13 protein-coding genes are annotated in these 13,773 nt (G+C 62.6%); 10 read left to right on the forward strand and 3 right to left on the reverse strand.

What is annotated here, in order from left to right; translation table 11 throughout:
- Positions 1–8: 8 nt before the first annotated feature.
- On the reverse strand, positions 9–995 hold the full coding sequence (gene dusB, locus IPM27_08765) for a tRNA dihydrouridine synthase DusB (protein ID MBK9161641.1): 987 nt from the start codon (positions 993–995) through the stop codon (positions 9–11).
- A 218-nt stretch (positions 996–1,213) separates the two neighbouring features.
- Here dusB and IPM27_08770 point away from each other — a divergent pair, with 218 nt between their 5' ends.
- Genes IPM27_08770 through IPM27_08780 form a run of 3 tightly spaced genes read left to right on the forward strand, consistent with a single transcriptional unit; the run spans position 1,214 to position 4,140 of the window.
- Positions 1,214–2,440, forward strand: coding sequence for a UbiH/UbiF family hydroxylase (locus IPM27_08770; GenBank protein MBK9161642.1), 1,227 nt, complete (start codon positions 1,214–1,216; stop codon positions 2,438–2,440).
- Positions 2,441–2,471: 31 nt separating this feature from the next.
- The gene (locus tag IPM27_08775; GenBank protein ID MBK9161643.1) at positions 2,472–3,179 is read left to right on the forward strand and encodes a DsbC family protein; all 708 of its coding nucleotides are present in this window, start codon (positions 2,472–2,474) and stop codon (positions 3,177–3,179) included.
- A 7-nt stretch (positions 3,180–3,186) separates the two neighbouring features.
- Entirely contained in the window at positions 3,187–4,140 is a 954-nt protein-coding gene (locus tag IPM27_08780; protein ID MBK9161644.1) for a diguanylate cyclase, read from the forward strand.
- A gap of 126 nt (positions 4,141–4,266) precedes the next feature.
- On the opposite strand, the gene IPM27_08785 is transcribed toward IPM27_08780, so the two are convergent.
- Positions 4,267–5,415 (reverse strand): murein transglycosylase A, encoded by a 1,149-nt coding sequence (locus IPM27_08785; protein MBK9161645.1) that lies wholly within the window; start codon positions 5,413–5,415, stop codon positions 4,267–4,269.
- 112 nt (positions 5,416–5,527) lie between these two features.
- On the reverse strand, positions 5,528–5,911 hold the full coding sequence (gene apaG, locus IPM27_08790; protein MBK9161646.1) for a Co2+/Mg2+ efflux protein ApaG: 384 nt from the start codon (positions 5,909–5,911) through the stop codon (positions 5,528–5,530).
- A 94-nt stretch (positions 5,912–6,005) separates the two neighbouring features.
- Between apaG and ilvA the strand changes: the two genes are divergently transcribed.
- The 7 genes from ilvA (at position 6,006) to rlmH (ending at position 13,769) form a co-directional block, all read left to right on the forward strand.
- Complete coding sequence (ilvA, locus tag IPM27_08795; GenBank protein MBK9161647.1) at positions 6,006–7,514, forward strand: threonine ammonia-lyase, biosynthetic; 1,509 nt, start codon at positions 6,006–6,008, stop codon at positions 7,512–7,514.
- An 83-nt stretch (positions 7,515–7,597) separates the two neighbouring features.
- A complete protein-coding gene (locus IPM27_08800; GenBank protein MBK9161648.1) occupies positions 7,598–8,191 on the forward strand; it encodes a 5-formyltetrahydrofolate cyclo-ligase in 594 nt (197 codons plus the stop codon).
- Between the two features lie 33 nt (positions 8,192–8,224).
- Positions 8,225–10,879, forward strand: coding sequence for a pyruvate dehydrogenase (acetyl-transferring), homodimeric type (gene aceE / locus IPM27_08805; GenBank protein MBK9161649.1), 2,655 nt, complete (start codon positions 8,225–8,227; stop codon positions 10,877–10,879).
- Positions 10,880–10,895: 16 nt separating this feature from the next.
- Positions 10,896–12,179 carry a dihydrolipoyllysine-residue acetyltransferase gene (aceF, locus tag IPM27_08810; protein MBK9161650.1) on the forward strand — a complete coding sequence of 428 codons (1,284 nt, stop codon included), beginning with the start codon at positions 10,896–10,898 and terminating at the stop codon, positions 12,177–12,179.
- A 3-nt stretch (positions 12,180–12,182) separates the two neighbouring features.
- Positions 12,183–12,842, forward strand: coding sequence for a nicotinate-nucleotide adenylyltransferase (nadD, locus tag IPM27_08815; protein MBK9161651.1), 660 nt, complete (start codon positions 12,183–12,185; stop codon positions 12,840–12,842).
- Positions 12,836–13,198, forward strand: a complete 363-nt coding sequence (rsfS, locus tag IPM27_08820; protein ID MBK9161652.1) for a ribosome silencing factor — start codon at positions 12,836–12,838, stop codon at positions 13,196–13,198. Before nadD ends, rsfS begins: the two co-directional genes overlap by 7 nt.
- A gap of 100 nt (positions 13,199–13,298) precedes the next feature.
- Positions 13,299–13,769, forward strand: coding sequence for a 23S rRNA (pseudouridine(1915)-N(3))-methyltransferase RlmH (gene rlmH / locus IPM27_08825; protein ID MBK9161653.1), 471 nt, complete (start codon positions 13,299–13,301; stop codon positions 13,767–13,769).
- Positions 13,770–13,773 lie beyond the last annotated feature (4 nt).

Raw genomic sequence — 13,773 nt, forward strand, 5'->3', positions numbered from 1 at the left:
TCCCTGATTCAGTGCAGTCTGTCGCTGCCTGTCTTTTGTTCTTCGAAAAAATCGTTCGCCGCCCGCATCTGCTCGTCTACGCTTTCCATCTGGTTCATGCGATGGCGGAACGCGGCCGAGCCCGGCAATCCTTTGGTGTACCAGGAGATGTGCTTGCGCGCGACGCGCAGCCCGGTGTATTCGCCGTAAAAGTCATACAGCTCTTGCATGTGGGCCGTGAGGATGTCGTACATTTCGGCCGCGTCGGGCGATGCCATGTGTTCTCCGGTGTCCAGGAAATGTTCGATCTCGCGGAACAGCCAGGGGCGGCCCTGTGCGGCGCGACCGATCATCACCGCGTCGGCGCCGGTGTGTTCCAGCACGTACTTCGCTTTTTCCGGCGTGGTGATGTCGCCGTTGGCGATGACCGGGATGTCCACTTCCGCTTTCACGGCTGCAATGGTGTCGTATTCGGCGTCGCCGGTGTAGGCGCAGGCGCGGGTGCGCCCGTGGATGGCCAGCGCCTGGATGCCGCTGGCTTCGGCGATGCGCGCGATGTTGATCGCGTTGCGGTTGGTCTTGTCCCAGCCGGTGCGTGTCTTCAGTGTGACCGGCACGTCTACCGCCCTGACCACCGCCTCCAGAATATCCGCGACCAGCTTCTCGTTCTGCATCAGCGCGGAGCCCGCCATCACGTTGCAGATCTTCTTGGCCGGACAGCCCATGTTGATGTCGATGATCTGCGCGCCGTTGTCCACGTTGTAGCGCGCGGCCTGTGCCAGCATCTTCGGATCGGCGCCGACGATCTGCACCGAGATGGGATCGGCCTCGCCCTCATGGTTGGCGCGGCGTTTGGTCTTTTCGGAACCGTACAGCAGCGAGTTGGAGGCCACCATCTCGGATACTGCCATGCCCGCACCCATGCGCTTGCACAGCATGCGGAACGGGCGATCGGTCACCCCCGCCATCGGGGCGACTATGAGATTGTTCCTGAGCTGGTATGGGCCGATGCGCATTTGACTTTATCTTTAAAATGACCAATGTCCCGTTCGTCGTGCGGCGCCCCTGCATAAGGATTTTGGCTGGATGCGAACGTTCATGATTCGCCAAAACCACCCGACCGGGGCAACATTCAAAAATACAAGCCGATTGTTTTACGAGAGGGGCTGGAATTATAAAGCAAGCGGACAGCATGGGGGAATATCGCTTATGATTGCCGCCTATGGAAAGCCAAATGAAATTCGACGTGATCATTGTCGGAGGCGGCCTGGTCGGGGCGAGTCTGGCGGCCGCGCTCAGGCACAGCGGCCTCTCGCTGGCGATAGTGGAGGCGCAGGCTGCGCCGGCACTGGCAAAACAGTCCTCTCCTCAATCCTCTCCCGCAAGCGGGAGAGGAGGCGAGCGTGAAATACCCTCTTCAAACGAGGAATGGGACAGCCGCATCTACGCGGTCAGTCCGGGCAGCCGCAGTTTCCTCGAAAGTTCGGGCGCATGGGCCTTGCTGGACCCCGCCCGCGTCGCACCGGTCGAGGAGATGCGCGTGTTCGGCGATGACGGAGCGGAATTGCTGTTCAGCGCCTACCAGATGGGGGTGCCGGAACTGGCCTGCATACTGGAGAGTCGCACGCTGCAGCATGCGCTGTGGCAAGTGCTGAAGGAACAGGACAATCTCGTCATGCTGCATCCGGCGCGTTGCGCGGCACTGGAATTCACCCCCGGGACTGCCGAACTGACGCTGGAGGACGGACGCACGTTGAGCGCGAAACTGATCGTCGGCGCGGACGGACGCGATTCCTGGGTGCGCAACCAGGCCGGCATCAGCGCCGCGCCGGTGGACTATCATCATCACGGCGTGGTCGCCAACTTCACCTGTAGCGTCCCGCACCGCGGTATCGCCCACCAGTGGTTCCAGCCGGACGGCATCCTCGCGCTGTTGCCGCTGCCGGGCGACCGCCTGTCCATGGTGTGGTCGGTCACGCCGGAGAAGTCCCGGGACCTGCTGGCGCTGTCGCACGAGGCGCTGTGCGCACAGGTCGCCGAAGCGTCGCGGCAAATGCTCGGCGAGTTGGAGGTCATCACGCCGCCCGCCGCGTTCCCGCTGCGTCTGCTGGTGCTGCCGCAGATCAGCGCACCGCGCGTCGCGCTGATCGGCGATGCCGCGCACAACATGCACCCGCTGGCCGGTCAGGGCGTCAACACCGGCTTCCGCGATGCGCGCCAGTTGGCGCAGATCCTGCTGGATCGCGGGGCGCAGGACGACTGCGGCGATGCGCAACTGCTGCGCCGTTACGATCGCAAGCGCAAGGAAGACATCTATTCGATGCAGGCAACCACGTACGGGCTGAAGAACCTGTTCTGCAACGACAATCCGCTGTTGCGCATCCTGCGCAATGCCGGGCTGGGGGCTACCAACCGCCTGGTTCCGCTGAAGAAATCGCTGATGCGACACGCTTTTAACTGACACCGATCCATGACTTTCCGGGAAGAATGAAATGAATTTTGTCCAAAGACTCCTCGCGCTGTTCCTGTTTGCCTGCCTGTCTTCCGCCTATGCCGGGGAGAAGGAGATACGGGAGTCGCTGCAAAGCAAGTTCCCCGGCATCGGCAACATCGAGCATATCGTCAAGACGCCCTATGCCGGGCTGTACGAGATCGTCATCGGCGACGACCTGCTGTACACCGACGAACAGGGGCAGTACCTGTTCGACGGCAGCGTGATCGAGGTGAGCAGTCGCAGCAACATCACCGAGCAGCGCCGCCGCAAGCTGTTCGCGATCGAGTTCGACAAGCTGCCGCTCGACATCGCGGTGAAAAAGGTGAAGGGCAACGGCAAGCGCAAGATGGCCTACTTCACCGATCCCAACTGCGGCTACTGCAAAAAGTTGGAAAAGGAACTGGATCGCGTGTCCAACGTCACGCTGTACATGTTCATGTACCCGATCTTCCAGGGGTCGGACGTGCTCGTGCGCAACGTCCGCTGCGCCAGGGACCCGGTCAAGGCGTGGGATGGGCTGATGCTGGATGGCGTCCGCCCGCCCGACGCATCCTGCAAGCTGCAGACCGACAAGGTGGCGGCGCTGGCCAGGAAGCTGCGTGTCAACGGCACACCCAACCTGATCTTCGCCGACGGCGTGCAAGTGCCCGGATACCTGCCTGCAGAGGAATTGGAGAAGCGCCTGAACGAGGCCGGAAAAAAGTAAGAACGTTATGGATACTACCAATGAAATCCCGCGCGACCTGTTGCTCCAGGCGCTCGACCAGTCGCAGGACGGCATCACCATCACCGACGCCAGGCAGGCGGGCTATCCGCTGATCTACGTCAACAAGGGATTCGAAAGGCTGACCGGCTACAACAGCGCCGAGATCATCGGCAAGAGTTATCGCATCCTGCAGGGCAACGATACAGACCAGCCGGAATTGGCGATCATCCGCGCGGCCGCTTCCAGGCAGGAGGGGTGCACCGTCACGCTGCGCAATTACCGCAAGGACGGCTCGATGTTCTGGAACGAGCTCAGCATCGCGCCCGTGCGTGACGCCGACGGCAAGCTCACGCATTACATCGGCGTGCAGCAGGATGCGACGGCCCGCGTCCTGCTCGAACAGCACATGAACCAGCCACACCTGGATCTGAAGGCGCTCAACCAGCAGTTGAACGGGGCGGTCAGCGACAGCCACCATCCCGCTCTGGGTGACCGCCAGCATTTTGACGAACGGTTCGCCGAACTGCGCGCCACCGCGCAGCGCACCCACTGCGAACTGTCGGTACTGATGATCGATCTCGACAACTTCCAGCAGTTCAACGAGGCCTACGGATTTTCGGCGGGCGAGGAATGCATGCGCATGGTGGGTGAATGCGTCGCCAAATCCTTTGCGCGCAGTACGGATTGCGCGGCACACTACGGCAAGGAGGATTTCGCGGTGGTCTCGCTGGCGTCCAGCATCGACGATCTGCGCATGCATGCGCAGAAGCTCTGCGAACAGGTGCGCGCCCTCAGCATCCCGAACAGCGAGTCGTCGCACGGCGTGGTGACCATCAGCATCGGCGGCGTACATCGCATCCCCGACCGTGAAACCGGCGGCGTGGAACTCCTCGAACTGGCGGAACAGGAGTTGTTCACGGCCAAACGCAGCGGCCGCAACCGCGTGCATATCGTCAGTTAGGGCAACGCGGATTTAATGCATTCGTGGCGAGTCTGTCGAGCCATGATGCCAGCATACAGCGGGCTTCCCTCTCCTCAATCCTCTCCCGCAAGCGGGAGAGGATGCGAACGGATCGCTGCGCGAGATTTACTTTATAGATAGCGACGGTTCCGCGCCTTTCGGAAACAACACCCACATCCGGCCGTTCTGTTTCATGCGGCCGGCATGGATGCCCGCCTGTTCGCCGAAGCCCCAGAAGAAGTCGGCACGCACCGCGCCCTTGATGGCGCCGCCGGTATCCTGCGCCAGCATCAGTCGGTTCAGCGGATCGGCGGTGTTCGGCCAGGTCGTGGCGAGGAACACCGGCGCACCCAGCGGGGTGGTGCGCGGATCCACCGCGATGCTGTAGCCGCCGGTCAGCGGCACGCCCAGTGCGCCCAGCGGCGCGGACAGGCCGCTCGGCAGGATGCGGAAGAACACGTAGCTGGGATTCTGTTCGAGCAGCGCGGCCAGCTTGCCGGGATTCCTGGTCGCCCAGTCCTTGATGCCCTGCATCGAAGCTTCCTCGAGTTTCAGTTCTCCCGTTTCGACCAGTTTCTTGCCGATGGAGACGTAGGGATGGCCGTTCTGGTCGGCATAGCCCACCTTGACCAGTTCGCCGTCCGGCAGTTCGATGCGTCCCGAGCCCTGGATCTGCAGGAAGAACAGGTCGATCTCGTCGTCCACCCAGAACAGTTCGCGCCCCTGCAGGGCGGCCTTGCCGTTGCCGATGTCGGCGCGGTTGTAATAGGGCACGACGCGCTTGCCCTGCAGGCGACCGCGCAGGCGCAGATCCTTCAGTTGCGGATAGACCTCGCCCAGGTCGATGGTCAGCATGTCGTCCGGCACACCATAGAGCGGATGGCGGAAGCGCCCGGTGCGCACGCGGCTGCCGGAGAGTTTCGGCTCGTAATATCCGGTGACCAGTCCCTGCGACGATCCGTCCGGGTTGATCACCTGGTAGGGTGTGAAACTATCCTCGAAGAAGGCGTGCAGTGTCGCGTTGTCCGGCCGAGTCAGTTGTTCGGCGCTGGCGCATGCCGGTTGCCAGGCCGGTTTGTTCTTCAGGACGCGGCAGCTTTGCAGGAATGCCGGCCAGCTCGGCTGCAGGTCGGTGGCCTGCCAGTCGGGCAGACTCTCCCATGTGCTGGCCGCGAAAGGTGCGGCGGGCGGGACGACAGGCGGCACGGGCTCGACGGGCGGCTTGGGCGGCGCGGCACAGGCCGCCAGGAGCAGCAACGGTATGAGCCATACCATGTGGGAGCGCAATTTATTGCGCGATAGTATTTTTGCAACTCGTAATCGCGCAATAAATTGCGCTCCCACAACATCGTTCCGGGCATGGCAGGCTAATCCGGGTGCGCTTGGGTTAATGCAGGACACGCGGGACGCTCAATACGAATTGCGGGATCTCGACCTCGAATTCGGTGCCGTCCTCGGCCCGCATCTGGTAGCTGCCATGCATCGTGCCGACCTGCGTGGCCAATACCGTGCCGCTGGTGTATTCGAAACTCTGGTCCGGTTCGAGCAGGGGCTGTTCGCCGACCACGCCTTTCCCGCGTACCTCCTGTACGTGGTTGTATGCGTCGGTGATGATCCAGTGGCGGCTGATGAGCTTGGCGGATTTCCGGCCGGAATTGGTGATGCTGATGGTATAGGAAAAGACGAAGCGGTCGCCCGATTCATCCGACTGGTCGGGCAGGTAATTTACCCGCGTGAGTATGACGATGCCGTGTTGGCCGCTGTTTTCCATGCGCGGCATTTGAACCGATTTTGCCTTGTGTCGCAAGGGCCGCGGAAAGCTTTTGTGCTAATCTTCGCGGGTATTTTTTCGGGCAGGCCGGATCATGAGTGGATATTTGAAACGCATTCTCAATGCGCGCGTATATGACGTGGCGGTGGAAACGCCGCTGGAGGTCGCGCCCAATCTTTCGGCGCGCACCGGCAATACCATCCTGCTCAAGCGCGAGGACATGCAGCCGGTGTTTTCGTTCAAGCTGCGCGGCGCCTACAACAAGATGGCGCAGCTCACGCCGGAGCAGCTCAAGCGCGGCGTGATCGCCGCTTCGGCGGGCAACCACGCGCAGGGAGTGGCGCTGTCCGCGCAAAAACTCGGCTGCAAGGCGACCATCGTGATGCCGTCCACCACCCCGCAGATCAAGATCGATGCCGTGAAGGCGCGCGGCGCAAAAGTGGTGCTGCATGGTGACTCCTATTCGGATGCCTACCTGCACGCGCTGGAACTGGAAAAACAGAACGGCATGGCCTTCGTCCACCCCTACGACGATCCGGACGTGATCGCCGGACAGGGCACCATCGCGATGGAGATCCTGCGCCAGCATACCCAGCCGATCCACGCGATCTTCGTGCCCATCGGCGGCGGCGGGCTGATCTCCGGCGTGGCGGCGTACGTCAAGGAATTGCGTCCCGAGATCAAGGTCATCGGTGTGCAGCCGGCGGATTCCGATGCCATGCACCGCTCCGTCCAGACCGGGCGGCGCGTCCGGCTCGACCATGTCGGGTTGTTCGCGGACGGCGTGGCGGTGAAGCAGGTGGGCAGCGAGACCTTCCGCCTGTGCCGCAAGCTGGTGGACGAGATCGTGCTGGTGGATACCGACGCGACCTGTGCCGCGCTCAAGGATGTGTTCGAGGATACGCGCTCGATACTCGAGCCGGCCGGCGCGCTGGCGATCGCCGGCGCCAAGCTGTATGCCGGGCGTGAGCAGCTCGCAGGCAGAACGCTGGTGGCCATCGCCAGCGGCGCGAACATGAATTTCGACCGGCTGCGTTTCGTCGCGGAACGCGCCGAGATCGGCGAGCGGCGCGAGGCGATCCTCGCCGTCACCATCCCGGAAACGCCGGGCAGTTTCCGCAAATTCTGTTCGCTGATCGGCAAGCGCAACATCACCGAATTCAACTACCGTTTTGCCGATCCGAAGGAGGCGCAGGTGTTCGTCGGCATCCAGGTGCACGACCAGAAGGAGACGGCCGCGCTGGTGGGCCGGTTGCAGCGCAACAGGCTGCCCGCGCTGGATCTGAGCGACAACGAGGTGGCCAAGCTTCACCTGCGTCATCTGGTCGGCGGTCACGCGCCTGAGGCGAAGGACGAGATCCTGTTCCGCTTCGAGTTCCCGGAGCGTCCCGGCGCATTGATGAGCTTCCTCAACAGCATGAACCACAACTGGAACATCAGCCTGTTCCACTACCGCAACCACGGCGCGGACTATGGTCGCGTGCTGGTCGGCATGCAGGTGCCGCACCATGACACGCAGGCGTTGCGGAAATTCCTGGATGCGCTCGGTTATCGCTACTGGGACGAGAGTGCCAACCCTGCGTACCAGTTGTTCCTGGGCTGATTATTCTGACGATGCGCGAAATTAAGCGGAATTAATGGTAGTTGGCTGTTAAATGCGGGGTGAATTAAGGAAGGTTTGCTGCCATGAGTGACATTCAGGCTAGGAAGCAGGCTCTCAGGCAACGTATAATCGCCGCCCGCGATGAGGTGTCTGCCGCCGAACGTCTGCACTGGAGCTGCGCCGTCGTGGATGGCGTGTGCCGCCTGCCGGCGTACCGCGCTGCCCAGACCGTGCTGGGGTACCTGAATTTCGGCGCGGAACTGGCCGCCGAATCATGGGTGCAGCGGGCGCTGGAGGATGGGAAGCGGGTGTTGCTGCCGCGTGTGAACCGTGCCAGCAAGCATCTGGACCTGTACCGGGTACGCGACTTGCAGCATGATGTGGCACCCGGTTTGTGGAGCATCCGTGAGCCGCTCGCGGAGCGCTGCGACAGGTTCGACGCGATGGGCGAACTGGATTTCGTCCTGCTGCCCGGTGTGGCGTTCACCCGCGCCGGCGCGCGGCTGGGTTATGGCGGCGGCTATTTCGACAAGCTACTGGCGCATGTGCCGCACCGTCCGGCTCTGGCCGCCGGGGCGTTCGGGATGCAGGTGGTGGCGGAGATCCCGCAGGAGAGCACCGACCGCAAGGTGGAGTGGCTGGTGACGGAGAACGAAACGATACATTGCGCGACATAGGCGCCAACGGCTTTATTTTGGAGATCTGCAGAAATGGTGACACGACAATCCGATTACGACCCGCAGGAAACGCAGGAATGGCTGGATGCCCTCGATTCGGCGCGGAGAAGCGGAGGTGCGGAACGTGCGCATTTCCTGCTCGATCAACTGATCCATCATGCGCGCCTGGCCGGCGACGACATGCCGATCAGCGCGACCACGCCTTATATCAATACGGTCCCGCTGGACAAGGAGGAGCGTTCGCCCGGCAACAAGGAACTGGAGCACCGCATCCGCGCGCTGATGCGCTGGAATGCGATGGCGATCGTGCTGAATGCGAACAAGGAATCTTCCGAACTGGGCGGTCACATCGCCAGCTTCGCTTCCGCGGCGACCTTGTATGACGTGGGCTTCAACCACTTCTTCCACGGCAGGACCGACGATCATGGCGGCGACCTGGTGTATTTCCAGGGGCATTCCTCGCCTGGTATGTATGCGCGCGCCTTTATCGAAGGCCGCCTCAGCGAAGACCAGTTGCGCAAGTTCCGCCAGGAAGTGGACGGCGACGGGCTGTCCTCTTATCCGCACCCCTGGCTGATGCCTGATTTCTGGCAGTTTCCCACCGTGTCGATGGGCCTGGGGCCGCTGATGGCGATCTATCAGGCGCGTTTCATGCGCTACCTGCAGCATCGCGGCCTGGCGCAGACCGACGGCCGCAAGGTGTGGGCCTTCCTCGGCGACGGCGAGACCGACGAGCCGGAATCGCTGGGCGCGATCTCAATGGCCGGACGCGAAGGACTGGACAATCTGATCTTCGTGATCAACTGCAACCTGCAACGTCTGGACGGCCCGGTGCGCGGCAACGGCAAGATCATCCAGGAACTGGAAGGCGTGTTCCGCGGCGCCGGCTGGAACGTCATCAAGGTGATCTGGGGCGGCAAGTGGGACCGCCTGCTGGCCAAGGACAAGAGCGGCCTGCTGCTCAAGCGCATGCAGGAAGTGGTGGACGGCGAATACCAGACCTACAAGTCCAGGGACGGCGCATATGTGCGCCAGCATTTCTTCGGAAAATATCCCGAATTGCTGGAACTGGTCGCCGATATGTCCGACGACGAGATCTGGCGCCTGAACCGGGGCGGCCACGATCCGCACAAGGTGTTCGCCGCCTATTCGGCCGCCAGCAAGCACCAGGGCCAGCCGACGGTGATCCTCGCCAAGACGGTGAAGGGGTATGGCATGGGTTCCTCCGGCGAGGCGCAGAACCCGACCCACCAGCAGAAGAAGATGGACGGGGAATCGCTGCGCAAATTCCGCGACCGTTTCAACATCCCGGTCACCGACGAGCAACTGGCCGATGTGCCGTTCGTGCGTCCCGCCGAAGACAGTCAGGAGATGAAATATCTGCGCGAGCGCAGCGCGACCATGGGCACCATCCCGGCACGCAAGCCGGTTGCCGCCAAGCTCGACATCCCCGGCCTGTCGGCCTTCGACGCGTTGCTGAAAGGCACGGATGACCGCGAGATCTCCACTACCATGGCGTTTGTGCGCTTGTTGGGCGTACTGGTGAAAGACAAAGCCATCGGCAAACAGGTGGTGCCTATCGTGCCGGACGAGTCGCGTACCTTTGGCATGGAAGGCATGTTCCGCCAGCTCGGCATCTTCTCGCAGGTCGGACAGCTATACACCCCGCAGGATGCCGACCAGCTGATGTTCTACAAGGAATCGGCAAGCGGCCAGATCTTGCAGGAGGGCATCAACGAGGCCGGCGGCATGGCCGACTGGATCGCTGCGGCAACCGCCTATGCCAACCACGGCACGGCGATGATCCCGTTCTATATCTATTATTCGATGTTCGGTTTTCAGCGCATCGGCGACTTGGCCTGGGCGGCGGGCGACCTGCGCGCGCGCGGCTTCCTGGTCGGCGGTACTGCCGGACGTACCACGCTGAATGGCGAAGGCCTGCAGCATCAGGACGGCCACAGTCATCTGATGGCCGCGACCATCCCCAATTGCGTGTCCTATGATCCGACCTTCGCCTATGAACTGGCGGTGATCGTGCAGGACGGCATGCGCCGCATGTATCAGGAACAGGAGGATGTGTTCTATTACCTCACGGTGATGAACGAGAACTACACGCATCCCGCGATGCCCAAGGGGGCCGAACAAGGCATCATCAAGGGCATGTATAAGTTCAGCGCCGGCAAGGCCAAGGCGAAAGCCAGGGTACAACTGCTGGGCAGCGGCACCATCCTGCGCGAGGTCATCGCCGCGGCCGAGCTGCTGGAGAAGGACTTCGGTGTGGCCGCCGATGTGTGGAGCGTGACCAGCTTCAACGAACTGCGCCGCGACGGCATCGACTGCGAGCGCTGGAACATGCTGCATCCGGAAGCCAAGGCGCGAGCGAGCTATGTCGAGCAGTGTCTGGAGGCCAAGACGCCGGTGGTGGCCGCGACCGACTACATCCGCAGCTATGCCGACCAGATCCGTCCGTACGTGAAGGCACAGTACAAGACGCTGGGTACCGACGGTTTCGGTCGTTCCGACTTCCGCCGCAAGTTGCGCGAGTTCTTCGAGGTGGACCGCCACTACGTGGCCGTCGCCGCGCTGAAGGCGCTGGCCGACGAAGGCACCATCGAAGCGGGCGTGGTCAGCAAGGCGATCAAGCAATACAAGATCAATCCGGACAAGCCGAATCCGGTGACCGTATAAGCCGGGGAGAATGAAGATGGCAGAGATCAAGAACGTATTGGTGCCGGACATCGGCGATTACAAAGGGGTGGAGATCATCGAGGTCGCCGTCCAGCCGGGTGATACCGTCAAGTCCGATCAGGCGCTGATCACACTGGAGACCGACAAGGCGACCATGGACGTGCCGGCACCGTTCGATGGTGTGGTCAAGGAAGTCAGGGTCAAGGTCGGCGACAAGGTATCGGAGGGTGATCTGATCGTGCTGGTGCAAACCGGCGCTGCCGCTGCGGCGATACCGGCCGCGGCATCGGCCCGGCATGCCGACGCGCCGCCCGCCCCTGCTCCGGCGGTAACGCCTGTCCCGCCGGCAGCACCGGTCGTTGCTTCTCCTGCCGTTGCCGCTTCATCCGCCGGCAACGCGCATGCCAGCCCGGCCATCCGCCGTTTCGCGCGCGAACTCGGGGTGGATATCGCGCAAGTCAAAGGCAGCGCCGAAAAAGGTCGTATCACCAGGGACGACGTGCAGAACTTCGTCAAGCAGTCGCTGGCGCAACCGCGTGGTGCGGCTGGCGGCGGTGCGTTGCCCGGCCTGCTGCCGTGGCCGGAAGTGGACTTTTCCAGATTCGGCGCCATCGAATCCAGGCCGCTGTCGCGCATCAAGAAGATCTCCGGCGCGAACCTGCACCGCAACTGGGTGATGATCCCGCACATCACGCAGCACGATGAGGCCGATATCAGCGAGATGGAGGCATTCCGCAAGCAACTCGGCACGGAATACGCCAAGCAGAACATCAAGATCACGCCGCTGGCGTTCCTGCTCAAGGCTGCCGTGGCGGCGTTGCAGAAATATCCCGAGTTCAACGCCTCGCTGGATGCCAGCGGCGAGAATCTGGTGCTCAAGCAATACTTCCACATCGGCGTCGCGGTGGATACGCCGGACGGCCTGATGGTGCCGGTGCTGCGCGACGTGGACAAGAAGGGCATCGTGCAACTCGCGCAGGAGCTGGGCGAGGTCAGCGCGCGGGCGCGCGAGAAGAAGATCTCCGCCGCCGACATGCAGGGCGGCTGCTTCACGATCTCCAGTCTGGGCGGGATCGGCGGCACCGGGTTCACGCCGATCATCAACGCGCCGGAAGTGGCGATCCTCGGCGTGTCGCGCTCCAGCATGAAACCGGTGTGGAAGGACGGAGAATTCGTGCCGCGCCTGATGCTGCCTTTGTCGCTGTCCTACGATCATCGCGTGATCGACGGCGCCGCTGCGGCGCGCTTCACCGCCTATCTTGCGCAGGTGTTGGCCGACATTCGCAGGCTGGCGCTGTAACCGGTGGACAGCAAACCCATCGGTATCCTCGGCGGTACCTTCGATCCCATTCATTATGGGCACCTGCGCCTTGCCGAGGAGATGCTGGAACTGGCGTGCCTGCGACAGATTCGCTTCATCCCGGCGGGTGTCCCGCCGCACCGTGATCGCCCCCGGACGACCGCACAGCACCGCAGCGCGATGGTGGAACTCGCCATCGCCGACCAGCCGGCTTTCGTGCTGGACGAGCGCGAGGTCGCCAGGACGACCCGCTGCTATACGGTGGATACGCTGCGCGAATTGCGCGCCGAGTCCGGCGCATCGCAACCGTTGTGCCTGCTGATGGGCGGCGATGCCTTTCTGCAATTGCACACCTGGCACGAATGGGAAAACGTGCTCGACCTGGCGCATGTCGTGGTGGGCTACCGCCCCGGCTATTCACTGGAGGAACGCATCCACAGCGCGACGCCGGAACTGCGGCGTCACTACCTTGAGCGTTTGTGCGCCGTGGACGGGTTGTCGCAACGACCCGGCGGCGGCATCGTCGAACTGGCCATCCCGAAACTGGAGATCTCCGCCACGCTGATCCGCAGCCGGGTCGCGGAGTGCCGCACGATACGCTACCTGCTGCCCAATGCAGTGGCGGACTATATTCATCAACATCATTTATACACACCATGCTGACTACCGAAGAAAAGACACAGGCCGTTGTTTCCGCACTGGAGGACGTCAAGGCCACGGACATCACCGTGATCGACACCAGCAAACTCAGTCCGCTGTTCGATCGCATGATCATCGCCAGTGCGCAATCCACGCGCCAGACCAGGGCGCTTGCCGATAATGTGGTGGTCAAGCTGAAAGAGCGCGGCGAAACTGTCCTGGGTCGCGAGGGGGAAGACGGCGGCGAATGGATACTGGTCGATCTGGGCGAGGTGCTGGTGCATATCATGCAGCCGGCCATCCGCGACTATTACAATCTCGAAGAATTGTGGAGCAGGGCCCAGGCGGCGCGCCCCAAGCTGGCCAAGAAGCCGGAATGACACGGCCCCGATCTGTCCGCGAAAACCACGAAATGAGTGAACGGGTCATGTCAAGCGCGAGCTTCCCGTTTGTTTTCGTGGACGAAGGGCTTCCTCAGGCATGAAGCTGCTCATCGTATCGGTGGGGCACAAGATGCCGGACTGGATCACGGCGGGCTTCAACGAATACGCCAAGCGCATGCCGCGCGAGGCGAAGATCGAACTGGTCGAGATCAAGCCCGAGCCGCGCACCACAGGCAAGACCACCGCGCAGATCATGGAAACGGAAGCACAGCGCATCCTCGCCGCGCTGCCGCAAAACTGCCTGCGCATCGCGCTGGACGAACACGGCGCGCAGCCGACCACCAGGGCGCTTGCCGCCCAGATGCAGGAGTGGATGCGCGAGGGGCGCGATGTCGCGTTCATCATCGGCGGGGCGGACGGCCTGCACGAGTCGGTCAGGCAGGCGGCGCAACGCATCATGGCGCTGTCCGCGCTTACCCTGCCGCATGCGATGGTGCGCGTGTTGCTCGCCGAGCAGTTGTATCGGGCGTACAGCCTGTTGCACAATCACCCTTACCACAGAGAATAGGATA

Source organism: Nitrosomonadales bacterium, assembly GCA_016716325.1.
Taxonomy (GTDB): Bacteria; Pseudomonadota; Gammaproteobacteria; order Burkholderiales; family Gallionellaceae; genus Gallionella.